Origin of the sequence: Micrococcus luteus (assembly GCF_014138885.1) — a bacterium.
GTDB lineage: Bacteria > Actinomycetota > Actinomycetes > Actinomycetales > Micrococcaceae > Micrococcus > Micrococcus luteus.
Map to the genome: position 1 here is coordinate 67,832 of NZ_JACJIK010000002.1, position 23,401 is coordinate 91,232.

At 69.7% G+C, this 23,401-nt stretch carries 20 protein-coding genes and 1 pseudogene; 15 read left to right on the forward strand and 6 right to left on the reverse strand.

Annotation, left to right across the window (positions count from 1 at the left end):
• The first annotated feature begins 213 nt into the window (after nucleotides 1-213).
• From HDA34_RS11665 to HDA34_RS11700, 8 genes are read left to right on the forward strand one after another with little or no spacing between them, the layout of a single operon-like run.
• Nucleotides 214-441, forward strand: coding sequence for a hypothetical protein (locus tag HDA34_RS11665; RefSeq protein ID WP_031943872.1), 228 nt, complete (start codon nucleotides 214-216; stop codon nucleotides 439-441).
• Nucleotides 438-1,532, forward strand: coding sequence for a conjugal transfer protein (locus tag HDA34_RS11670; RefSeq protein ID WP_031943873.1), 1,095 nt, complete (start codon nucleotides 438-440; stop codon nucleotides 1,530-1,532). Before HDA34_RS11665 ends, HDA34_RS11670 begins: the two co-directional genes overlap by 4 nt.
• 26 nt (nucleotides 1,533-1,558) lie before the next feature.
• On the forward strand, nucleotides 1,559-1,828 hold the full coding sequence (locus HDA34_RS11675; RefSeq protein WP_031943874.1) for a hypothetical protein: 270 nt from the start codon (nucleotides 1,559-1,561) through the stop codon (nucleotides 1,826-1,828).
• Nucleotides 1,829-1,845: 17 nt separating this feature from the next.
• Nucleotides 1,846-2,361 carry a hypothetical protein gene (locus tag HDA34_RS11680; RefSeq protein ID WP_031943875.1) on the forward strand — a complete coding sequence of 172 codons (516 nt, stop codon included), beginning with the start codon at nucleotides 1,846-1,848 and terminating at the stop codon, nucleotides 2,359-2,361.
• Nucleotides 2,358-4,913 carry an ATP-binding protein gene (locus HDA34_RS11685; protein WP_031943876.1) on the forward strand — a complete coding sequence of 852 codons (2,556 nt, stop codon included), beginning with the start codon at nucleotides 2,358-2,360 and terminating at the stop codon, nucleotides 4,911-4,913. The genes HDA34_RS11680 and HDA34_RS11685 overlap by 4 nt, the downstream gene beginning before the upstream one ends.
• A complete protein-coding gene (locus tag HDA34_RS11690) occupies nucleotides 4,910-6,856 on the forward strand; it encodes a hypothetical protein (protein WP_031943877.1) in 1,947 nt (648 codons plus the stop codon). The genes HDA34_RS11685 and HDA34_RS11690 overlap by 4 nt, the downstream gene beginning before the upstream one ends.
• Entirely contained in the window at nucleotides 6,853-8,619 is a 1,767-nt protein-coding gene (locus HDA34_RS11695; protein ID WP_031943878.1) for a peptidoglycan DD-metalloendopeptidase family protein, read from the forward strand. The genes HDA34_RS11690 and HDA34_RS11695 overlap by 4 nt, the downstream gene beginning before the upstream one ends.
• Nucleotides 8,616-9,401, forward strand: a complete 786-nt coding sequence (locus HDA34_RS11700; RefSeq protein WP_134377213.1) for a hypothetical protein — start codon at nucleotides 8,616-8,618, stop codon at nucleotides 9,399-9,401. Before HDA34_RS11695 ends, HDA34_RS11700 begins: the two co-directional genes overlap by 4 nt.
• A 231-nt stretch (nucleotides 9,402-9,632) precedes the next feature.
• Here the strand turns inward: HDA34_RS11700 and HDA34_RS11705 are convergent, their stop codons facing one another.
• Nucleotides 9,633-10,406, reverse strand: a complete 774-nt coding sequence (locus tag HDA34_RS11705; RefSeq protein WP_126860576.1) for an alpha/beta hydrolase family protein — start codon at nucleotides 10,404-10,406, stop codon at nucleotides 9,633-9,635.
• Between the two features lie 351 nt (nucleotides 10,407-10,757).
• On the opposite strand from HDA34_RS11705, the gene HDA34_RS11710 reads away from it, so the two are divergent.
• Complete coding sequence (locus HDA34_RS11710; RefSeq protein ID WP_134377214.1) at nucleotides 10,758-11,309, forward strand: hypothetical protein; 552 nt, start codon at nucleotides 10,758-10,760, stop codon at nucleotides 11,307-11,309.
• 310 nt (nucleotides 11,310-11,619) lie between these two features.
• On the opposite strand, the gene HDA34_RS11715 is transcribed toward HDA34_RS11710, so the two are convergent.
• The 3 genes from HDA34_RS11715 to HDA34_RS11725 all read right to left on the reverse strand — a co-directional run bounded on the left by HDA34_RS11715 (nucleotide 11,620) and on the right by HDA34_RS11725 (nucleotide 15,265).
• Nucleotides 11,620-12,882 carry an IS110 family RNA-guided transposase gene (locus tag HDA34_RS11715; RefSeq protein WP_220482113.1) on the reverse strand — a complete coding sequence of 421 codons (1,263 nt, stop codon included), beginning with the start codon at nucleotides 12,880-12,882 and terminating at the stop codon, nucleotides 11,620-11,622.
• Nucleotides 12,883-13,143: 261 nt separating this feature from the next.
• Nucleotides 13,144-14,397, reverse strand: coding sequence for an IS256-like element ISMlu1 family transposase (locus HDA34_RS11720; protein ID WP_010078638.1), 1,254 nt, complete (start codon nucleotides 14,395-14,397; stop codon nucleotides 13,144-13,146).
• 388 nt (nucleotides 14,398-14,785) lie between these two features.
• Nucleotides 14,786-15,265, reverse strand: coding sequence for an AAA family ATPase (locus HDA34_RS11725; protein ID WP_126860574.1), 480 nt, complete (start codon nucleotides 15,263-15,265; stop codon nucleotides 14,786-14,788).
• 450 nt (nucleotides 15,266-15,715) lie between these two features.
• Here HDA34_RS11725 and HDA34_RS11730 point away from each other — a divergent pair, with 450 nt between their 5' ends.
• The 6 genes from HDA34_RS11730 (at nucleotide 15,716) to HDA34_RS11755 (ending at nucleotide 21,639) form a co-directional block, all read left to right on the forward strand.
• The gene (locus HDA34_RS11730) at nucleotides 15,716-17,929 is read left to right on the forward strand and encodes a type IV secretory system conjugative DNA transfer family protein (RefSeq protein WP_134377335.1); all 2,214 of its coding nucleotides are present in this window, start codon (nucleotides 15,716-15,718) and stop codon (nucleotides 17,927-17,929) included.
• A 1-nt stretch (nucleotide 17,930) separates the two neighbouring features.
• The gene (locus tag HDA34_RS11735) at nucleotides 17,931-18,236 is read left to right on the forward strand and encodes a hypothetical protein (RefSeq protein ID WP_134377336.1); all 306 of its coding nucleotides are present in this window, start codon (nucleotides 17,931-17,933) and stop codon (nucleotides 18,234-18,236) included.
• Nucleotides 18,237-18,339: 103 nt separating this feature from the next.
• Nucleotides 18,340-19,683, forward strand: a complete 1,344-nt coding sequence (locus tag HDA34_RS11740) for a hypothetical protein (RefSeq protein WP_134377337.1) — start codon at nucleotides 18,340-18,342, stop codon at nucleotides 19,681-19,683.
• Between the two features lie 33 nt (nucleotides 19,684-19,716).
• The gene (locus HDA34_RS11745; protein WP_134377338.1) at nucleotides 19,717-20,112 is read left to right on the forward strand and encodes a hypothetical protein; all 396 of its coding nucleotides are present in this window, start codon (nucleotides 19,717-19,719) and stop codon (nucleotides 20,110-20,112) included.
• Nucleotides 20,113-20,315: 203 nt separating this feature from the next.
• Nucleotides 20,316-20,546: a hypothetical protein gene (locus tag HDA34_RS11750; protein WP_031943917.1), complete on the forward strand. Its 231-nt coding sequence runs from the start codon at nucleotides 20,316-20,318 to the stop codon at nucleotides 20,544-20,546.
• Between the two features lie 466 nt (nucleotides 20,547-21,012).
• Nucleotides 21,013-21,639, forward strand: a complete 627-nt coding sequence (locus tag HDA34_RS11755) for a hypothetical protein (RefSeq protein WP_134377339.1) — start codon at nucleotides 21,013-21,015, stop codon at nucleotides 21,637-21,639.
• Between the two features lie 164 nt (nucleotides 21,640-21,803).
• Here HDA34_RS11755 and HDA34_RS11760 read toward each other — a convergent pair whose 3' ends face one another.
• Nucleotides 21,804-22,034 (reverse strand): hypothetical protein, encoded by a 231-nt coding sequence (locus HDA34_RS11760; RefSeq protein ID WP_134377340.1) that lies wholly within the window; start codon nucleotides 22,032-22,034, stop codon nucleotides 21,804-21,806.
• Between the two features lie 427 nt (nucleotides 22,035-22,461).
• Nucleotides 22,462-23,341 (reverse strand): annotated as a pseudogene (locus HDA34_RS11765) (IS5 family transposase).
• Between the last annotated feature and the right edge of the window lie 60 nt (nucleotides 23,342-23,401).

Here is a 23,401-nt window from a genome sequence, read left to right on the forward strand (position 1 = left end):
TGACCAGCCAAACGAGCAGGTCGGGAAACGAATCTGGATCTGGAGCTGGATCTGCCGATCGTCTGGATTTCCAGAACCTGGACCGCAGGAGATCGGCGTAATCATGCGGATGTGGGGGAGGGGCGGAGAAAAAGTTCCCGCACGGGAGGGACATCGGTTCCCGCGGGCGGCCTTTAGTCCGGTGAGAGATCGCCCGTCCAAGGAGCCCCCGTGATGTCCGAGCAGACCCCCGAGATCGTGACCGATGAGCAGCTGGCCAGCTTCGTGCGTGAGGGCCAGACCATGCGCGAGGCCGAGGCCGTCCTGGAGGCGGGTCTGGCGGACCTGTGTGCGCGGCCGTTCGACCAGGCCAGCCAGGAGGAGATGCGTCGCCTCCTGGACTCCGACCAGCTGCGCGAGGCCACCCTCATCGCCCGGCGGATGGGAGGGCAGGATCGGTGAAACTGCTCTCTCGCAAGAAGAAGACCGAACCCGCCGCGGAGGCGCCGGAGCAGAACAGCCCGACGCCGGCCAAGTCCAAGGTGAACAGCCTGGCCTCCCGGGTCCTGCTCTACGGGTTCTACGGGGCGATGGTGCTGTGCCTGGGCCTGTCCGGCCTGGCCGTGGTGCTGGCCGCTTCGACGGCCTCCCAGCCGGCGCCGACGGTGGAGGTGCCCGACACGTCCACAGCCGAGGGCGTGGCGACGTCCTACGTCTCGGCGTGGCTGCGTGCCACCCGCGACGACCAGAGCCTGCTGGAGCCCTACATCGGTGGCACGAAGATCCCCCAGCTGCCCGTGGAGCCGCTGGGCGTGCGCGACGTCGCCGTGGCCGGCGTCCAGCGCGGCCAGGACCCGAGCATCACCTCCGTGACCGTCGCCGCCCACGTGGAGCAGCGCTCCGGGGCGCCGAGCGCTCCGCAGGGAGCGGAGGCGACCAAGAGCCTGTCCCTGCTGGAGCAGGCGACCGCCTCGCCGACGTCCTCTGCCTCGCCGTCGCCGTCCCCGTCCGCGGCCAGTCCGTCTCCGGCGGCCGCGGCCACCACCAAGCCGGTCCCCTACACGCTGCGGTACTACCAAGTGGCCGTCCACGAGCAGGCCCCCGGCCAGTTGCAGGTCATCGGCTACCCCACCCCGGTGCCGGGGCCGGCTCACGGAGACCCCGTCACCCTGAACTACTCCCATCGGGTCGGCCCGGACACCGACCTGGGAAAGATGCTCGACGGCTTCCTCCAGGCCTACGGCGCCGGCCGCTCGGATGTCTCCCGCTTCCTGGCCCCCGGCTACAAGCTCGCCGCCATCGACCCCGCCCCCTACACCCGCCTGTTCATCCAGGAGATCCGCACCGATCAGGCCCTGGACTCCGTCCAGCCTGGCACCCCGGTGCGCGCCCTGATCCAGGCGGAGGCAGAGCTGCCCGATGAGCGCAACTCGCGTATGGGCGTGACGGTGCCGGTCACCGTGACCTTCCGCGACGGCCGATGGGAGGTGACCTCCCTCGACCCGGCCCCCCTGATCGACACCTCAGCCCCTCAGTCCACCCCGACCCACTGACCCCTCATCTCTGAAAGGGAGACCTCGTGAACGTCTTCACCCCGTACCTCCACTCTTCCCTCACGCTCGGCGCCAACTTCTTCACCTCGATCAACAACCTGATCTCCCAGGCCCAGGTCGTGCTCAACGCGCTGATCATCTTCCTGGGCGTGGTGATCTTCCTGATCGGCTCGGCCCGCGGCAAGTGGACCCTGCCGGCGATCCTGCTCTCCGCTCTGGCCGGCGGCCTGTTCATCTGGGGCGGCGTGGCCGGCGTCCAGTGGGCCGCGGACTCCGCCGGCACGACCATCAAGTGATCGGCCAGGAGTAAGCCATGACCGAGACCGGACGGTTCTACAGCAGCATCCGCCGCATCCCCACCACGCTCTACCGGCTGCCCGACGGCACCCGCGTGCCCGGGGGCCCCTACACGCTCGTGCAGGGCGTGGGCGGGGCGATCACGGTGGCGCTGCTGTGGGCCGTCCGGAGGTCCTGGACCACCGGCTTCGACCTGCTCGACTTCGCCGGCGCCCTGGCCGCTGGCTTGGCGGTCACCTGGCTGCTGCGCTTCGCCCCGGACAACCTCCACGAGCTGAGCCTGGTCATCACCGGAGCCTTCCTGGCCTGGTCCAAGCCGCCCCACGGGCATTACCGCGGCGAGACGTTCGCCCCCAAGAAGGCTCCCGCAGGGATGCCCGAGAAGCCCTCCACCCCTACCGCTCCCGCCCGCGCGATGTCCACCGACGAACCGCAGGGCGAGCCCGCGCCGACGTACCGGCCGATGGGCACCTCCTCCGTGGCCCGACTCCTCCAGCAGAGCACGACCGAGAACAAGGACACCCAGCGATGAAGAACTCCCTCCTGTACCTGCGCGAGAACCTCATGTGGACCTCCACGGGCACGGTGTGGGCAATGTGGCGCGTGCACGGGCTGCCCTACGGCTTCGGTAAGGGCGAGCACAAGGAGCGGGCCATGCTCGCCCACCAAGCCCTCTTCCAGGGCCTGCGCGGTGAGGCCATGCTCATGGGCCTGTGCGCCGAGCTCGACCCCGCCGCCGTCGTCGAGCGCATGCTCGACGGTGTCGACCTGGAGCAGTGCCCCAACTACCTCGAGGAGGTCGAGCTCTCTTTGGACGAGCTCGAGACGATCCCCGTGGGCGAGCGCGCCTACTGGCTGGCCGTGCCGCTGCCGTCCAAGTCGATCACCGACCGCCTCCAGACCCTGATCCGCTCCGTCGACGGCAAGCTGCGCGAGCAGCTGGCCCTGCCCACCTGGCGACCCACGGAGGCGGAGATCCAGGCTCTGGGGCGCACGGCCGAGCACATCGGCCGGGCCATCCCCGCCGCCTTCAAGGCTGTCCCCTCCTCTCCGGCCGAGGTCGCCTGGATCTACGCGCACTCCCAGAGCCGGGGCCTGGGATCGGATCCCACCGCGCCCGCTGGCGGAGAGGACGTGCAGGCGTTCACCTCCGGGGCGAGCATTCCCGAGCCGCTCGTGGACGAGGGCGGCCAGTCCGACGTCAGCGCCAAGGAGAGGCTGAACCCCTTCGGCCGCCGGTACGTGAAGATCGCCTCCGAGACCACCGCAGGACAGGCCTCGTACCAGGTGGTGATGGCCCTGACTGCCGGCCCCCGCGAGGGCTTCACCTTCCCCGACGACGAGTACGTCTCCTACATCGACTCCCTCAGCGTCAACGCGGACTGGATCATGCGCATGAACGTGCTGCCGGCCAAGCGCGCCGCCGCTCGGAACAAGCGTGCCGAGGAGAAGCTCAACGAGGAGTACAACCAGCAGGAGGGCGACTCCCACGCGATCACCGGCGGATCCACCCGCCTGGACGCGATCGCCGAGGACCTCAAGGCCTACCACGCCGCACTGAACTCCTCGGAGGCCGAGGTCTCCGTCGACGTCGCGGTGATGTTCATCGTCGGCGCCGAGACCCCCGAACAGGCCCAGGACCAGGCCCAGATGATCCAGGCGGCCTACTCGGCGCGCGACTTCAAGGTGATCACGCCCCTGGGCTACCAGGAGTCGCTGTGGTGGGCGTGCCTGCCAGGCACGCCGGCCTCCTCCGTGGTGAAGAAGCTCGAGCTGCTGGTCACCGGCCGGCACCTGGCCTTCGGCGTGCCCATGGTGACCGACGCGCTGGGCACCCGCACCGGATTCCGGCTGGGCACGAACATCTCCTCCTCGCGCCGCAGCCCGGTGTTCATGAACATCGGCGGCCTCATGGAGGCCGACATGTCCGGCTCGTTCGCCGTCACCGGCGAGAACGGCTCCGGCAAGTCCACCCTGCTGAAGATCGTGGCCGGCAACGTCTTCGACCGCGGAGGCCAGATCGTGGCCCTCGACCGCTCCGACAACACCGAGTGGGCGGCCCTGGGTCGACTGCTCACCGAGCGCGAAGGCTCCCAGCCCACCGTCGTCGAGCTCGGCGACACCCGCTGGTCGATCGACCCCCTGCGCCTGTTCCCGGGCAAGGTCGCCGCGCGCGTGACCCGCTCCCTGGTCTCCGTGCTGCTGGGCTTCGGCTCGAACTCCGCCGAGGGCCGGCTGCTCGGCCAGCTGCTGCACCCCGACTACGCGCAGGAGCACCAGATCACCTCCATGGGGTCCCTGGTAGCCCACCTGCTCTCCGGCCAGGGCTTGGCGGGGGAGGAGCCGGAACAGACCCGCGCGATCGCGTTCGGCCTCCAGAACGTGCAGTCCACCGAGTTCGGGCCCCTGCTCTTCGACGAGTCCCTGCCAACCCTGGACCTGTCCTCGCGCTTCCTCACCTTCTGCACCCGCGGCGTGGAGCTGCCCCGACGCCACGAGCTGGAGTCCGCCGCGCTGAAGGCGGAGCTGCCGGTGGAGAAGGTCATCGGCCGCGCCCTCTATGCCCTGATCGTGGCCATCAGCCGCGTCGTGCTCTACGCCGACGACTCCATCGAGTCGCTGATGATCGTCGACGAGGCCCACCACGCCACCGGCTCCCCGGAGACCGAGCTGGAGCTGTCCAACGTGGTCCGCTACGGCCGCAAGCACAAGGCCGCCGTGGCGTTGGGCTCGCATGACGCGTCAACGGACTTCGGATCCCAGCAGCTCCAGGCGCTGATCCCCGTGCGTATCGTCTGCCGTTCCCGCGACTCCAAGATGGCCCAGCGCAACCTCGACTGGATGGCCGACATGGGGCAGGACGAGTGGGTCGAGCTGGTCACCTCCGGGCTCTCCCCCCTGGACGACAACGAGGAGGTGGCCCCCGAGCGCCGCGGTGAGGCGTTGATGCGTGACGCCTACGGAAACGTCGCCAAGATCAAGGTGCTTCCTCCGCTCTCGCCGGCCCGCTTCAAGGCCGTGATGAGCTCCCCGCCCAAGCGCGGAGCCTCCACCGAGACCGCCAAGGAGCTGGTGCACGCATGAGCGCACGCGGATGGATGCGACGAGCTGGCGTCAGCGCTGCCGTGTTGCTGACCATGCTCTGGGCCGCCCCGGCCGCCTCTGCGGCCCCGGCAGCCCCGGCGCAGTCGGGGGTGATGGGCCTGGAGGAGTGGTCCCAGCAGGTCACCGACTCCTCCGGTGTGCCCATCTCCAAGTACGAGGCACTGCCCCTGGACCACGGCGCCGGAGGCATTGACATCAACCCCGCCCGCGACGCGCTGGTCTCCGTGCTCGACTTCTTCTGGGGCCTGCACTACATGTGCGTGACCACGTGCATGTGGCTGCTGCACACCCTGCTCGGCTTCCAGTGGGTCTCCTGGTTCTCCGGCCCGATGGAGGTCCTCGGCCAGAACTTCGGGCAGCTGGTCGCACAGATCCACTGGATCCCGCTGGCGGCGATGATCTCCGGCACGACCATCGGCCTGCTGTTCTTCATGCGCAAGCGCGGCGCGGCCTGGGGGGAGATGTTCGTCTCCGTGATGATGGTCGTGGTCGCTACGAACATCGCGCTGAACCCGGTCGCCTACATCACCGGCCCGGACGGCGTCCTCCAGACCTCCCAGCAGACCGCGGCGCAGATCGCCGTGGAGGCCACCGGAGGCAAGGGCGCGATGGACGGCGGCGCGGACGCCTCCTCGGCCCTGGGCCAGTCCGTGATGGCCGACCTGACGGACGCGATGCTGCGCGGGCCCTCCCAGGCCGTCGCCTTCGGCCAGTTGCTCGAGGGCGGCTGCGCCAGCACCTTCACCGAGACGATGAAGGCCGCGGACCCCATGGACGTGGAGTCCAAGTCGGTGATGGACCCGGTCAAGGGGTGCAGTGATTCGGCCAAGAGCTGGTCCGAGTCGACCTCCTTCACCAAGGTCGCCCCCATGCTCATGACCAACCTGGGCTCGGCAGCCTTCGCCGTGCTCGTGGCCACCATGGCGGTGGTGCTGTTCCTGGCCGTGCTCATCGCCCTGTTCTACGGGGTCTACCAGGCGCTGGCCGTGATGATCTCGATCCTGCCGGGCACCTCCCGCAAGGAGTTCTTCGGCGCGTTCGTCGGCGTGATCGCCTGTGGTGTGGTCATCGTGGCCGCGATCGTGCTCGTGGCCGTGTCCCTACGCCTGGTGGCCAGCATGTTGCTGACCACCGCAGCCCTCGGCGTGACCCTCCAGATGCTGTTGCTGGTGCTCATGCTGATCGCGCTGATCTGGCTGGTGCTGCGCGTGCGTCACGGGATCATGAAGAAGGGCGACCAGACCGCCCGCTGGCTCTCGCGCTTGGGCGCCGGCCAGGAGAAGAAGTCCAGCGTGCCGATGAAGTCGCTGGTGGGCATGGCCGGCACGGCCCTGGGCGGCTACAAGTTCGGCCGCCTCGGTCTGGCCAAGGGCGGCGGCCAGGACGGGCCTGCGCGCTCCCGGCCGACCGGCGGCGGCGCCGGCCCCTCGGGCGGCTCCGATACGCCCAGCGGAGGACCGCGCCGGCCGGATCCCCGCGGCCCCCAGGTCTTCGGCCGTGCCGCGCGCGCCGACGGCGGTAGCGGGCCTGCGCGCCGGCGCCGTCCGGGCGGGCAGCTGCCCCCGGCTCCGCTGGTGCGTGCCGTCGGCGTCGGGGCGGCTGCCATCGGTGGTCCGATGGGTGGGGCGGTCAACGTCGTTGCCCAGGGCGCGGCCTGGTCCATCGAGCGCCAGAACCGCAAGGAGCTCACCGGCCCCGGCAAGCCCCAGCGGGTGCCTCGCCAGTCCCGGATCACGGTGGGCAGCGACGGCAAGGCCACCGTGACCCCCCGCCGGCCCGAGGTCGTGGAGGGCACCGTCGTGGATTCGAGCCAGGGCCCCCAGCAGCCCCCGCGGCGGCCGCGGTCGGACAGCACGGAGGCCACCCAGCGGATGCGCGAGCGCCTCCGGGCCGCCCAGGGCCCGCGAGGGCAGCACGCATGAAGCGCCGCGCCGTCTTCATCGGGGCCGGCGCCGTGGTGGCCGTCGTCGCCTTCGTGGTGGTGCTGATCCTGCTGATCATCCTGATGATCGGCGGCGCCCAGCAGAAGCTGAAGATGCAACAGTCCTCCCTCTCCTGTGTCGTGGGGGGCCTGAGCGCCGCAGACGGGTCCCTGGCCATCCCGCTGATGGGCCGGGTCACCTCCGACTACGGGCCGCGCCCGAACCCCTTCGGGCCCGGGTACATCCCCCCGGGCTACACGAGCGAGGCGCCCTTGCTTTTCCACGGTGGCGTGGACATCGGCGGCATCCCCGAGGGCACCCCCATCAACGCCGTCATGGGCGGCACGGTCATCGGCACCAACATGGAGGGTGAAGAGGGCGGCAACATCCTCAAGATCGACTCGGGCAACGGGATCGAGTGGCGCTATGTCCACCTCGCCAACGGCACCACCGTGGTCAAGCCCGGCCAGCAGGTGAAGGCCGGGGACCACCTGGCCGGAGCCGGCGAGACCGGCGTGGCCACGGGCGTGCACCTGCACCTGATGCTCTACGTCAACGGCGAGCGGTCCAACCCGCAGACCTGGCTGGCCGAGCGCGGCCTGATCCTGGAGAAGGGCCAGATGCCCCGGCTGACCTCTCCGGCCGGCGGCGGTGCCGCGCAGGCGGCGTCCTCGAGCTCGGCAGCAGCCTCCTCAAGTTCGGCTCCCTCGGCCAAGTTGGCCAGCGGATCCTCGCCCGCGGGCGCCGCAGCGTCGGACGGGCAGCCCCCCAAGGTCAACGGGCCGGTGCGGATCACCTTGCCCGAGGGCAGCGAGTGGACGCTCTCCCCGGAGCAGGTGGAGAACGCGGCCCTGATCATCGGGGTGGCGCGCGAGCTCAACATCTCGGACAAGGGGATCCAGGTGGCGCTGATGACCGGGCTCCAGGAGACCATGCTCCAGAACATGGCGAACCCGACCCTGCCGGAGTCCATGAACTTCCCGCACCAGAAGACCGGCACCAACAAGGACTCGGTCAACGTCTTCCAGCAGCGCACCGTGGCCGGCTGGGGAAGCGTGCCGGAGCTGATGAACCCCGAGTACGCCGCACGAGCGTTCTTCGGCGGCCCAACCGGCCCGAACAAGGGCATGCCCCCGGGCCTGCTGGACATCCCCGGTTGGGAGGGCATGGCCCCCGGGTCGGCTGCCCAGGCCGTACAGAACTCGCGCCACCCCGACGAGTACAACAAGTGGGAGAACGCGGCGAACCAGATCTTGGGCCAGGTCACCGGCACCACCCCCATGATGTGCCAGGGCGCCGGCGGGGCTGCGGCCGCAGCCAGCGCCACCTCCAGCACCGCCCCCGAGGGCAACCACGCCCTGGACGAGGACACCAAGCGCCTGGAGATCCCGGCCGACTTCTCGCGCTCGAAGATCGTCTCCCGCGCCGAAGCCGGCATCGGCGGCACCTACACCTACGGTGCCGCGGAGTTCCGATCCTGGGATGCCTCCGGGCTGGTCTCGCGCGTCTACCAGGACAACGGGATCGACATGCCACGCCAGGCCCCGTGGACCGTGGGCAAGCGCACCGAGACCCCGCAGCCCGGCGACATCGTCGCCCAGAAGTGGGACCCCACCCGCGGGCGGTGGGAGCACGTGGGCATCTACGTCGGCGACGGCATGATGATCTCCGCGATCAACGAGTCCGCCGGCACCCGCAAGTACCCGGTCACCCAGACCGGCACCGACACCGTCTACTTCGACGTGATCCAGGAGAAGAAGTGAGCCGCACGGACACCACCCGTCACCCCCAGGACCCCCAGCCCCGCACGGGGCGGGCCTGGCCCTTCCTGGTCGGCGCTCTCGCCGCGGCAGGCGCCGGCGCGTGGCTGCTCACCGGCACCCCCGGCGAGCAGGCGCCGGAGGCGCCGGCCCCCACCCCCGCGGCGGCCGCGAGCTCGACGGCCGGGGCCTGGCCTCAGCCGTCGGCCAGCACCGCCCCGGCCAGTGCTGCGAGTCAGGAAACGAATCGGGAAACGACCCCCTCCACGGGGCCGTCGAAATCTGGAAACGCCCAGGTCAGCCCGTCATCGGTCAGTGCGGCGCGCAGCTCCCAGATCGAGGTGGAGAAGGCCGCCCAGGAGCGAGCCGTGCAGGGTCTGGGCCCCGACGCCCGCAAGCGTGCCGAGGACGTGGCCAGCCGGTTTGCGCAGGCCATGAACGCGCGCACGTGGCAGACCAGCCGGCAGCAGTGGCGGGAGGCGCTGGCGCCCACGGTGAGCCCTGAGCTGCTGAAGACGCTCGACGTCGATCGGGATTGGGAATCCGACGCCCAGCACCGCTTCGTACAGGCCAGGGCCAGCACGTCGGTGCAGGTGCTCGAGTCGCGCGCGCAGACCGTTCAGGGCGAGCGCGTCGACGTCGCGCTCATCGTGGCCACCGAGACCACCGGCGAGGACCCCTGGGTCACCGCGCCGCGGACCGAGCGCCCCATGACCGTCGTCGTGGACACCACCCAGAACCGGGTTGTTGCACAGATCGACATGACCCCGCACGGCGGCCTCTGAGACGCCCCCCGGCCAGGCCCTACGACACGTAGACCAGCGGCTACGACATCTTCACGCGAGCTCCCCAGCGGGAAGCCGTGCCATACGAGCACCAGCGACCGGCGAGCATCCAAGGAGCACCGAAGGTAGACGGGAGCCAGAGCTGTCGAGCTGCAGCGAAGATTGCACGACCGTGTCATCCCGCAAGCTCCATCACGGCGTCGGTTAGTCCCCCACTCGCACGGCCTCGTCTCACCGGGCAGGCGAAGGCAGTCCACGTCTTGAGTCGAACTGCGTATCTGCCGCTTCCAAGATCTGTGCCCACTCCCCGTGCGTTGGGTGGTGACCCATCCCGGCGACCTCGAACAGTGCGCTTGCCGGGGCGGCGTCGGCGAGTCTGCGCCCCTGATCAGGCGGCGTCATGGTGTCTTCTGTTCCGACCACGACCAGCAGCGGATGGCTCAGCCGATCCGCGTGATTCAGCGGGGAAGAGTCCTGCCACTGCCGCGGCTGCAGGGTCTTTTCCAGATACCGACGGGCCCCGCCGAAAGCCGTGTCCCGCGCGAAGGAGCGCAGTTCAGCTGGGGCGTTGACCAGCACTACGCCGTCGAGGGCCCCGGCAGGCTGATCCGCCGCGGCCAGGGCTGCCATCAGCCCTCCCATGGAGAACCCCACCAGTACGATGCCTGCCACGTCCGGCTGCCTGCGGATCCAGGCCAGGACTCGTGAGATGTCGAGGGAGGCGCTGAGCCCGTAGTCGTCGACGCCGGTGGAACCGTGCCAGCCGCGCAGGGAGATGCTCACCGCGTGCCGTCCACGCTCGAGCACCTGGTGTGCGACCGGGGCCATGGTCGAAGCGTCCTCACCCCACCCGTGCAGCAACAGGATTGCTGGCGCCTGCCGGTCACGCCACCAGGCGTACCCGCCCAGCTGCACGTCCTCGAACTCCAGCAGCACCGGGACCGCGCCGGGAAGACGGGGCAACAGCGTGGCGCCGATTGGGTGAGGGGTCAGCGGGCTCTCCATGAACCCATGGCAGTCCCGTGGTGCGAGCACGTCAAGATCCCCAGTGGAGTGCTCGGGTGGTGACCCGCGAACCTGGCACTCGTGTTGGCGGATCTCTTGACGAACCAGGCTTCCCCGCCACAGTCGACACACCGAAAGCCGTTGCCCTGTGAGCGATGAAGCGCCCTGACGTCGTCGTCGGCATGCTGGAAGTCGACCGCGTTCCAGATGTGACCGGTGTGGATGCTCCCAGCTCGCTCCATGGCCCCCTCCTTCAGTACCTGGACACGGCCAAGATAGGACATGACAAAGACGGGTTTAGCGCCCCTGGAAGCAGAAGCAGCTGGCAGACGAGAGGTCACTATGAAGCTGATGGACTTCGAGCAGCTCAGCGAGCGTGCGGTGGAGTGGAACCTGAGCCGCGATCGAGCCCTCCGGGGGTTCCTTGGCCACCCACTTGTGGTGCGGCTGGGTTGGCCGGATGACGTGATAGAGCAGTGGCTGTTCGACCACGCAGGCCACGGGGCGTTCCACGTCGACTACGGACACATCAACCTCAACGAGATCACCTGGACCCTTGAGCGGCTCGACACGTCTCTTTTGCTCGAGGTGCGTACTGGGGCTTCCGAGGAGGGCGCCATCGAAGCTTGGGCCGAATGCCACGAGCATGCGGTCCGTATCCGGGCTACCTCCGGCTCCCCGGCGCACATGGGCATCCGGGAGAAGTGGCACAAGGAGGGCACCTGGCTTCGGCCACCGCTGCTGATCGAGCGAGCCTTGGTCGGGGAGGGGCTTGCCGGGCTTCAGCTGGTCGAAGGCCGCACCCGCGTGGGCGTCCTGCGCGGACGCTATGCCGACAAACTCTTCGTGGCGGACACCCACCTGGCATGGGTGGGTCGGAGGAACTCAACGAGCTTCCCCTGACGGTCGACTGTCCTTGGCGGGGGCGGGTTGGGGGCGCAGTGCGCGGGGGACGCCTCGCCATGCGACGAGGTTGTTGTCGAGGAGCACCTGAACCTTGCGCTGGAGCTGGTCGTTGTCCCAACCCATGGCCGCCCCCAGCTCGTACCACCCGGGACCCTTCTTGTTCTCGATCCAGTAGCGGGCGACCCACAGGACCGCCTTGGCCTGTTCCGCCGGGGTGAACGTGTCGCCCGTCAGTTGTCACCTATCCGTGCAGCAGTCCCGCAGCAGTGGCGGGTCAAGTCCCGAGTAGTGGATGCTCCTATTGCTGTCAAGCGGCCAGTGGCGGGCTGATCTGCTCCAGGATGGCGGTCGCTCGGGCCTCGAGTTCAGGGTCGGCGCGAGTGCCGATCTCGAGTCGTCGGAGCCGCTGGTAGGGGACGCCGAGAGTGGCGGCGAGAACGCTGATCGGGATGCCTTTCGCTTGTCGGCGTGCTCGGAGTTCGCGCCCGACGGGATTGTCGGTGGCGGGATTGAGCAGAGCGGCATAGATCTCGTTCGCGACGTGTCGTTTGAGGCAGCGCATGATGTCACGGTCGGTGAGTTGCTCCGAACGACGCCTCTCGAAGTAGGCCATCGTCCGAGGCTCGCGATGCCGCATGCGCAACAGCACAATCCGGTGCAGCGCGGCGTTCGCGTGCCGGTTCCCGCCGCGAGAGAGTCGATGCCGTGTGCGTTGTCCGGAGGAGGCGGGGATCGGGGCGACACCGGCGAGAGCGGCGAAGCTGGCGCGGGTTCCGAGCCGCTCGGGGTTGTCGCCGGCGGCGACCAGGAGCGTCGCTGCAGTGACAGGACCGACTCCGCTCAGGGACAGCAGCGTGGGGTTGACCTGCCGGACGAGCATCTCCAACTGTTGTTCTATCAGGTCGATCTCGGCTTGCATCGTGAGGTGTCGGACCGCGAACCGTCGCAGTGTCTGCCGGGCGACGACCGCGGGATCGGGGGACGTGATTGTTCCGGGCCGAGTCTTGGCGAGCGTGTTCACCAGACGCTGCCCGCTGAGAGCGCGGAACGCCTGTCGCACGAGCTCGGGTGCGGTGATCAGCAGCGCGTGGATCTGGTTCATCACTTGCGCTCTGGCCTTGGCCGCCGAGCGCCGCTCTGCGAGGAGGATCCGCATCGACTCGACCGCGCCATCACCAGACTTTGGGATCGCGGTGTCCGTTCCTGCGAGGACAGCGACCGCTGCCTGGTGGGCGTCGAGGGGGTCGGACTTGCCGCGACGACGGCGGGCTTGCCGGTCCTGTCGCGCGACTTCGATGACGGTCAGCCCCGCCGTGGTCAGCGCGCGTGCGAGGCCAGCCCCGTACGACCCCGTTCCCTCCACCCCGATACGGACGACATCACCGTGCGCGTGGAGGAACGCGACGATCTGCGCGTAACCGCGACCGTCGGCACGGAACTCTCGGTCCGCGACAGGTCGGCCCACGAGATCGAGGATCGCGACGTGATGCGTTTTCTTGTGCGTGTCGACCCCGGCGACCAACTCGGAGCCTGGTGGCAACGGGTTGGTCAGCGGCGGGTCGAGTGTCATGCTCGTCATTGACGGGATTCCCTTCCAATGGTGATGAACGTCACCGCGGGTCGGGTGAGTGCAGACAGCACAAAGGTGAGACGACTTTCCGGTCAGGCTCCTATCAAGTCATGTGCCCGCCCGGCCCGCAGCGACCCCGGCGTCGACGGACAGATCCACAAAAAGACAGCCGCGAACGGCGTCCGTGTAATTTCGGGTCACGCCGGCGCCGGAGCCGAATCCATCATCTCTGTGTAACGCTCTGATCCTCCATTGGTGCTGCTAGGCGCTGAGTTCGAGGGTGGTTTCCGGTTCGGCGTTCACCTCGTTCCCGGTGTCGTCCACGGTGGTGAGGCGGCAGCGGGCCAACACCTCGAGGCCGAGGTAGCGGCGGCCCTCGGCCCACTCATCGGTCTGCTCAGCCAGCACCGCCCCGACCAGGCGCACGATCGCTGCCCGGTTCGGGAAGATGCCCACGGCGTCGGTGCGACGCCGGATCTCGCGGTTGAGCCGTTCGGCCGGGTTGTTCGACCAGATCTGGGTCCACACGTCCTTGGGGAACGTGGTGAACGCCAGGATGTCCGCCCGGGCACCATCGAGGTGTTCGGCCACCGCGGGCAGCTTTTCGCTGACGTAGTCCAGCAGCCGGTCGAACTGGGCGTCCACGCTGGCGGCGTCGGGCTGGTCATACACCGAGTGCAGCATGGCCTTCACGGCCGGCCACATGGACTTGGGGGTGATGCCCATCAGGTTCGCCGCGTAGTGGGTCCGGCACCGCTGCCAGGTCGCTCCGGGCAGGTTCGCGGCGATGGCGTCCTTGAGCCCGGTGTGGGCGTCGGAAGTGACCAGGCGGACTCCGGTCAGGCCCCGGGCCACCAGGTCGGCGAAGAACTCGTTCCACGCCGACCCCGTCTCCGAGGTGGCCACCCGCAGGCCGAGGACCTCGCGGTGGCCGTCACCATTGACCCCGGTGGCCAGCAGCACCACGGCGTTGACCACCCGGCCGCCCTCGCGGACCTTCATGCTCAGCGCGTCGGCGGCCACGAACGTGAACGGCCCAGCCTCCCCGAGCGGGCGATGACGGAAGGACTCGACCTGCTCGTCCAGCTCGGTGGCCATCCGCGAGACCTGGGACTTCGACAGCGCGTTGATCCCGAGGGTCTTGACCAGTTTGTCCATCCGCCGGGTCGAGACCCCGGCCAGGTAGCAGTCGGCGACCACCGTGATCAGCGCGGATTCGGCCCTTTTGCGGCGCTCGAGCAGCCACTCCGGGAAGTACGTGCCCGACCTGAGTTTGGGGATCGCCACGTCCAGGGTCCCGACCCGGGTGTCCAGGTCCCGGTGCCGGTACCCGTTGCGCTGGGTAGCTCGGCCCGGGGTGGGTTTACCCCATTCGGCGCCGACCACCGCGTCGGCGTCAGCGGAGAGCAGGGAGTTGATCACGGTCTGCAGCAACGAACGCATCAAATCCGGGGATGCTTCGGACAGGGCTTCGCCGAGCAGGCCGGCAGGGTCGACAATATGAGGAGCGGTCATCGTGATGACTCCGTTCGAGGATTCTGTGGAAGGTTGACTCGAAGGATCACACGGTGGCCGCGTCCACATCCGGAACGACGTGCCCAGTCACCGTGCGCTACACCACTCTATGGGGCACTACTCAGTGGCGAGGCGATGTGCATGGGCCACACGGGGGCGGGAAGTGCGCCGGAGACGGCACCGCAGGAGTGCCGTTCAGGTGCCATAACGCGAGCGAGAAGCCCGCAGGAAGAGCGGGAGTCGAGCGCCTCCACCCATCGGGAAATCCTGATGTCGAGATGCAGCGAAGACTGCGCACCGTGCGCGTCGAAGTCCTTACGGATCGGCACGTTCCGCGTCGTCGGGAAGGGTCGAGTCACGGAGGCGGCTGCTACCCCGGCAGACGAGACTAAGCGCCGTGCAGGATGCGAGTGGCGATCTGGTCCGGTGGCTCAGTCGCGGTGATGCGATGTTCATCGACAAAGGGCAGTGGCTGCCAGCCGTGGTACCACGCCGCCATCTCGTCAGCGGAGAACTCTGCGGCCTTGGGACGCATCGCGTGCCGGCGGGCAGTCTCCTCGAAGGTCAGGTCGAAGGCGTAGAACCGAGCATCGTCACTGGCCGGCGCAACTCGTTCCAACATCGGCCCGTACCGCCCTGCGTGGAAGATCCCGTCGAGGATCACGTGATGTCCGCGCCCGAGGCAGTGCCGCGCCGCTGCTTCGAGCAGGTCGGCGTGCTCAAGGCTGTCCTGCTCACGTTCGGCGTAGATGCCCCGTCGGAAGAGGTCCTGGCTCAGGATGGCAGCGGGACCGTCCAGGCGTTCCTGGAGGAGACGCGCGACCGTGGATTTCCCGGAGGCTGCGTTGCCACGAAGCACGATGAGCATGGTGCCAGGGTAGATGCGAGAGCTGGCCGAAGATGGCTCCGTGCGCGCGCCACAGCGTGACAGGTGTCAAGCCTTCAGACGCCGAGGCGGGTATGCAGCACATTCGCGCGTTTGTGCAATCTTCGTTGCATCTCGACACCTGAAGGACGGGGAAGAAAGAAAAGCGAGATATTGCCCTCTGGAATGGGCTGATTCGCTCGGGTTAGCCTCCTCCTCTCGACTCCGTCTCGCTAAGGAGGCTACCCGACGAGTCAAGTCCATGGAAGGGGGTACCGGGGTGATCTGCCTTCCACATGATTGCGTTTTTACGGCAGGGGGTACCGGGAGGCGATCAGAGGGTGGGGTGCGTCGGCGAGGCGGGGGGAGGGACATCGGCGGCGCGGGCGGGCCTTATGGGCAGTGAACGAGAGTCGTCGGCCCCGTCCTCGGGGCCAGAGGGTGAGGCCGCAGATGAGCGTGGACATGGAGCCGCAGATGGGTGTGGGCACGGCGCAGGCCGGCGCGCATCAGGAGGTCGACGAGGGACTCAGGGTGCTGGCCCCTCAGCCGCAGCCGGCGAAGTTCTTCGGGATCGGATCGGGACTGGTCGCCGCCGGCGCGCTGGCCGCCGGCATGTTCGCCGCCACGGACCCGGCCCTGGCCTACACGGTCGCCGGCGGTGGTGCCGGCGTCTCGACGGCATCCCTGGTGGTGGCCGAGCGGGCGCGGCAGCGGGCGGAGATCGCCGACCACTTCACCGAGCAGATCTGCCCGGTGATGATGATCCGCCCGCGGCCGTCCCGGGCCGCGGTGAAGCTCTCCCGCTGGCGTGGGGGGTTCATCGGCCTGCCCCAGCAGGTGCAGCTGACCTACCACGCGAGGGTGGTGCCGGACCCGGAGTGGCTGAAGTCCCTGGCCGAGGTCGCCTCGGTCAGCCTCGGGGCCAAGTACAAGGTGGAGGCCCACCTGCCGCGCAAGCGACGCGTGGTGCTCGGTGCCGTGGGGGCCGAGCAGGTGGAGAAGACCGACCCGACCGTGGACCGCGCATCCCGGGTGGTGCGGGACCTGCTGGGCGAGTCCGCCCGCGTGAAGGTCGAGCTCAACGACGACGGCGACGCGACCCGCATCGAGGTCGCCCACGAGCAGGGCAGCAACATGGCCATGGCCTCCAAGCGGCTGCGCGTGGAGCGGGTCCTGGCCACCCGCGTGCCCGGAGACTGGGTCCCGGAGTGGAACCTGGTCGAGGACACCGTCGTGTTCTCCGCCCGCGAGCCGATGCCCTCCCTGGTCCTGCCCCCGCCGGAGCACTCCCCGCTGGTGCGCACCCACGCCGACTACCGAGATTTCCAGATCCCCCTGGGCGTGGACGAGGACGGCGAGCAGCTCTCCTGGCACCCCCGCAAGCAACCCCACATGGTGGTGGTCGGCACCACCGGCTCGGGCAAGACCGTCGTGGAGCAGAACGTCGTCCAGCGCCTGACCCAGGCCGGCTGGAAGGTCTGGGTGATCGACGGCAAGCGGATCGAGTTCATCGGCCTGCGGGACTGGCCGAACGTGGAGCGGCTGGCCTCGCGCATCGAGCACCAGGTGAAGCTGATCGAGGACGCCCACGACCTGATGAACGAGCGCTATGCGCTGATCGAGGCCGGCAAGGCGACCTCCGCCGACTTCGAGCCCGTGGCCCTGATCGTCGACGAGGCCACCACGCTGCTCGAGGCCGCCGACGACTGGTGGGCCGAGGTCAAGCCCAAGGGCGGATCCTCCAAGTCCGCGGTGCTCAAGCGCCTGGGCAACATCGGACGCCTGGGCCGCTCGGCGAAGATCCACATGCTCATCGGCCTCCAGCGCGCGGACACCCGCTTCATCTCCGGTGAGTTCCGCGACAACCTCGGCATGCGCGTGGCCATGTCCCGCCTCAGCCCCGACGGCGCCAAGATGATGTGGGACTCCTACGTGGTCGGCACCACCATCCCCCGGCACATCAAGGGCCGCGGCATGGCCCTGAACTCCGCCGGCGTGCCCGTCATGATCCAGACCATCTACGCCCCCAACCCCGACCCGGGATCCGACGACTACGACCCCCAGCGCGTCGCCGCGGTGCGCCCCCGCGAAGTCGTGCACAAGAAGATGCTGGTGGAGATCCTCGATCCGGTCACGGTGGACCTGGACGGCAACGAGAACCCCACCAGCTACGCCGACTACATGAACGCCCGCGTCTACGAGGCCCCCGACCAGCCCCAGGTGCAGCCGGCCACCGCGCCCGCCGCCAGCGCGGCCGTCCCGGCCGGCGCGCTCGCGGCCTTGCAGTCCCTGAACACTGCTCCCGCCACTGCCGCGGTCGAGGAACGCCCGACCGGGCGCCCCTCTCCGGCTGTGCTGGCCGACCCCAGCCGCCCCGTGATCGCCGAGCGCAAGCACGTGCCCTACGTCCCCGACGACGAGCAGGACCTCTTCGAGGGCTACGGCGAGCCCGTCGAGTCCCCGGCCGAGGAGTTGCAGGCCGGCGACCTGATCCAGATCGACCCCGACTCCGAGACCTGGGCGGTGCTCACCGAGGACCCCCAGGAGGACGAGGCCGGGATCTACCTGGAGTACATCGAGCGCGACACCGGGGAGGCCGGCGGCATCTCCGTGGCCGCCACCGAGATGCTGCCCACCCGCCACATCGAACACGAGGAGAACTGAGATGAGCGCGAACACCAACGGCACCAGCGACGGCACCGACATCATCTGGATCACCCTGGCCGGCATGTTCTTCCTGGGCACCGGCGCCTTCACCGCCTGGGCCGCCAGCGCCCTGAACTCCGTGCGCCAGAGCCTGCTGGAGATCGGCCTGCTCGTCCCCGCAGACCAGGCCGCCTTCGAGCTCGCAGACACCGGCGTCGGCGTCAGCCTCCCCCTGGTCCTGGGGGCCGGCGCCGTGCTCGTGGCCATCGTCATGATCGCCGCCTATCGGTCCGCCAGACGCCGGGCCCGCGGCCTGGACGACTGACCTGACGGACTCGTCAGCAGCTAGGGACATGTCGCGGAGAGCCCGGCCTTGTGGTCAGTGAAGGCGCCCGTGCAGGGCGGATGGATCGGACCAGGAGGTTGGCATGTGCAGGGCTCAGGGCGAGGCGGGGTGTCCCCACGGACGTCGATGCCCCCCGAACGCAACGGCACGGGATGCCGCGCTGAAGCGTCGACGGGAGAACCGGGCGATCGGACAGCAGATCGCCCGATGGGCCAAGGCCGAGGGCAAGGCTGACGAGCTGGCCGAGCTGAAGAAGCAGCGCAAGCCCATCAACGAGATCAAGGACTGGGCCGGCCAGGCCGGTGCCCCGGAAAGCGTCTTCGCCCGCGCCGCGGGTCCGGCCAAGAAGGGATGGGAGGCCGCCAAGACCGAGCTGCGCAACGACCCCAAGGCCCCAGCCCGCCGAGGACCGGCCCGCGGGGGAGCGTCGGCCGCCGCAGCCGCCGGCGGAGCAGGCGGAGCCGGTGGCGGTGGGGGCGCCGGCGGCGCCGGAGTGGCCGGTGGCGGCGGAGCCGTCGGCGGCGTCGCGGTCGCCGGTGCGGGCGGCGGCGCAGGCGCAGGCGCTGGCCGCGACCACCGCACCCCGACCCCGGCTCCCGGCTCGGCTTCGACGGGCGCTCGCGGGTCGGAGTGGTCGGAGTGGGAGGACCAGTGCGGCGAGGAAGAAGCCGCCCGTGTGGCGTTGCTGGTGGAGCGGCAGGGGCGCACCGCCGAAGAGCGGCAGCTGATGCGGATGGACTCGGCGCGTGAGGGTGCGCCGGTCGCGGGCAAGGGCGTCAACGACATCAAGCGTCTGGTGTGGGACGACGGCGCGTGCGGCTACTTCAAGCCCTACGACGAGCTGGACATGGACATCGCCGAGGCCTATGGCCACGACGGCCGGCTCCAGCCCACCCATGAGGCCGCGGCCTCGCAGTTCGCCCAGGCGCTGGGCCCGAAGTACGCGGCTTTGGTGCCTCCGGTGGCCCTGGTCAAGTACGAGGGCCAGTGGGGGTCCATCTCCTATGGAGTCCCCGGGGGGCCGATGCGGGCAGGGGCGGACGTGATGCACATGGCGGCGCACCACTCCGATCAGGCCAGTGATCTGGCCTTCTTCGACTGCCTGATCGGGCAGGTCGACCGCCACGGCAGCAACGTCCTGATGGATCGCCGTGGCCTCTCGGCGATCGACAACGGATTCGCCTTCACCGACGGCGTCGGCGGCGTGAACGCTTCGTTGTTCGTCGACGCGCGCTCCCAGCACCCGCAGGCCCGCGCGACCACTCGGGAGGAGAAGGCCATCCTGGCCCGCTTCCTGGACTCTGAAGACGGCTTGGGCCTGCGCGGCACGATCGAGGACGGCCGCTTCCACGAGGTGCGCCGGAGGGCTCGTCTGATGCAGAGCAAGGGCCGGATCCTGAGCCTGTCGAATCTCTACGAGCGCTGATAAACTGATACAAGATCAACATAAGGAGATCTGATGTTCACCATCACCATCCACCACCTGGACGGCCTCTCCGGCCTCCAGCGGCACGTCGGATACGTGCACGTTGACGGGGAGGACGTCCAGATCCATGACCCCGAGGGGCACCTCGACCTCGAGCTGCCCACCCCCACCGTCGACGACCTCGGCCGCGGCGAGCGCCGGCGCGCCACCTATGCCCAGGACCCGGTCGTGTGGGCCTACAACCTGCCTGCCCTGCTCCGCGGGCCCTACGTGCTCGCCCAGCGTCATGACCAGACGCCGGACTGGGTTGAGCAGCTGCTGGAGCAGCCGCAGGCGCCGGCCGCCGGCTCCCCTGGTAGCGCCGAGCTCATCGCGCAGCTCATCGCGGGCAGCTCCGCAGCCAAGGAGGCCGCGGCCGAGCCGGCATGACCGGCCTCGGCGATCGCGTGCGGATGAGCTCGCGGCCGCAGCTTGGGCCCGCGGACCGGACGGGGACGTGTCGCGGAGATGCAGCATGAGCTACGGCTGAACCGACCGCGAAAGACGCTTGTGCGGTAGGCGAGGGACGTGTATGGTTAGACACGTAGCGGGCCCCATGAGGGGGCCTGCACCCCTCACCGAAGGAGCGCCCCATGGGACGCATCGCCCACCGCATCTACAACGTCTACGGCCCGGACAGCGCCGACATCGACTGCCTCTGCCCCCTCTGCGGCAAGGCCGACTACGTCTCCATCACCCAGGACGAGGCGGACGCCCTGGACGCCGGCCAGCCCGTCCACGAGGTCCTGCCCCACCGCACCAAGGTGGAGCGGGAGCGGATCATCTCCCAGATCTGCCCCGACTGCCAGGCAAACCTCTGCTGACCTCCCCGCCACGGCGGCCCCCCTCACTGGAGGGGGGCCGCCGTCGTCTCATGCGCCAACGCTCCAGCCCCGGGCCAGCAAGACATCCCCGGAGCCGGGGGGACGCGCACACGGGGGCAGCACCGCCAGGGCCACCCATGGTCGCAGCGTCGGCGGACCCGTCCACTCGACGGCGACGCCGACGCGCGGACGTCCCGGCCCGGCCAGCCCGGAGCGAACGCGTCCGCGAGCGCGGGTCGGCCGGGGACGTGTCGTGGAGATGTGCTGCCGGCGGCCGCGGCTGCTTCAGCTCGGGGCGCCGGCGGCCGCGGGTCCGGGGCATGTCCCCGGCGTGGTCGTTGGGTCGACAGCGATTTCCGCGGGAGGTGGGCTCTCTGGCGGCTGATGCCGGGCAGGATGGGCGGAGGGTGCCGGCGGCGTGGATCGGCGACAGGCCGAGTCCCGGGGGTTCCCGGTAGGAGGGTAGATGGCAGGCGATGAGCAGGCGTCGGCGGAACGGGCGGAGCGGGCCTCCCGGCTCAAAGCTCGCGGGAGGTGGCTGGCCGCGTGGGGGGCCATCGTGGGGGCGATCTTTTCCGCTGTGACGACGATGGCCGTGCTGGCCCCGGGGGACGACAGCCTGGGATTCTCAGCTCCGCCGCCCCCTGGAGAGGAGCCTGCGATGTCGCCTGAGCTGCGCGCGATGATCGTCCTGGCGTGGGTGTTCTTCGTGGCCGTGCTCCGTGCCCTGGTGTCGACGCGGCAGGCTGGCAGGGCGCGGTCCACCTGTGCGCTTGCGGCGTTCGGCGTGGCCTGCTTGCCGCTGGCGGCCGGGTTTCTCTGGCACAGTCCGGTGGTCGACTCGATGGAGGCGTGGGGGTTGCTCGTGTCCTCTGGGTTCATCTTCGCTGGCCTCTTCTGGCAGGACGAGCTGACGCTCCGTGCTGAGCGCCTGGAGGATCAAGTTGCGGAGGAAGCCGAGCGGAAGAGGAGTCAGCGCGAGGCGGACCTGCGTTGGTACGAGCAGGAGTTGAGCCGCATGGAGGGCAAGCTCGAGGAGCTCACGAGCAGGGAGGCGGAGCGCCGCGGCATGTGGTGCTTCTGGCGGCGATGACTGCCGTGTCATCCACGCATGGGGGAGACCGGCGTGCCGTGGATGTCCGCCGGCAGAGCTGCGGCCGAGGGTAGGCGGCACGGCGCCGGCCTGCGTGTTACGCCCAGGGGTCCGCGAGCGCGGGCCGGGCGGGGACGTGTCGTGGAGATGGGCGGCCGGCTGCTTCAGCTCGGCCGGCCGGGCTGCCGCGGCTGCGGGAGCTGGAGGTCCGGGGCATGTCCCCGGCACGGCTGCAGGGCGGGCGCGGAGCCGCGCGGGGCCTGCTCGGCCTCGGGGGCCGGGGCGGTCCGCGGGCGCGGGTCGGCCGGGGACGTGTTGTGGAGGGCGGCCGGCTGCCGGCGGTGGTGCAGCGGCGGCCGGCGCCGCGTGCTGGATGGGCCCGAGCTCGGCGTCATGTCCCCGCCTTGCGGCGGGCCCCGGGGCGAGCGGGGGTAGGTCTCTGTCCCTCGTGAGCGCCGGGGGCTCGGCGGCGGGGTCAGTAGGCCGGTGTGGCGAGGACGGGGCTGGGGATGGGGCTGGGGATGGGGCTGACGAGGTGCGGGCGCTCGCGGGTGTGATCGGCGGCCCGGCCCGGCCCGGCTTGCTCGAGCCGGCGGGTCAGCTAGCGCGTGCTGCGGGGGACGTGTCGCGGAGATGGGCGGCCGGCTGCTCCGGCTCCAGCTGCTGGGTGCCGCGGTGGGTGCGCGGGGTGGGGAGGTGATCACCGCGGCGGGTCTTGGCCGGGGGCAGCGGGTGTCTGGCGCTGGGCCTCGCGCCGTCGGGGGCCGGATGCGCGCGGAGGGCGCCACGGTTGCACCCGCTGCGCCCTCCTAGGGCGTGTTGCTAAAGGATGGTCGCTAGCCAGTGGAGCGTCGCGGCGAGACTGAGCCCGGCGTGATAGTTCCGGGCGTACTTGTCCGAGCGCATCGCGATCCCTCGCCACTGCTTGAGCCGGTTGAAGCACCGCTCCACGACATTGCGTCCCCGGTAGCGCTGGCGCTGGTCTTCGGTGAAGTCGATCGGCCGGCCCGGGCGTCTGCGCCGGTGCGCGATCTGGTCGGCCCGCTCGGGGATCGTGGCCGCGATGCCATGCCGGCGCAGCCAAGCCCGGTTCGCCTTCGAGGGGTAGCCCTTGTCCGCGATCAGCCTCTGCGGGCGTGTCCTGGGCCGGCCACGGGCCCCGGCAACGCTGATCTGCTCCAGCGTGGTGGTCAGCATCGAGGTGTCCGCGACCTGGCCGCCGGTCACTACGAACGCCAGAGCCCGTCTCTTGCCGTCACAGACCAGATGATTCTTCGTCGTCAGGCCACCACGGGAGCGTCCGATCGCGTGGTCAGCCGGCTCGTCCCCTGTTTTCTTGTAGTTCATCCAGGCCCCCTGTGGTGCGGGGCAGGGTCGCACCGTGCTGATGGACGCGCACGATCGTGGAATCGATGGAGGCGACCCAGTCCAGTTCCCCGGCCGCCTGCGTCATGGACTGGGTCTTCTCCAGCACCTGCTCCCACACGCCCTGGGCAGCCCACCGGTTGAAGTTCTTGTAGATCGTGTTCCAGTTCCCGAACCTCTCGGGCAGATCCCGCCACGGCGCCCCGGTGCGGAACCGCCAAGCGGTGGCCTCCACGACCGTGCGCCGATCCACGGGCGGGTGCCCGGTGGTCTTCGCTTCCGGGAGCAGTGGGCCGATCACGGCCCAGACCTCGTCTGAGATCACGTCACGCGACATCCCTCAAGACTGAGGCATCGACCCCTTGGAACCCTTTAGCAACACGCCCTAGACTTATAT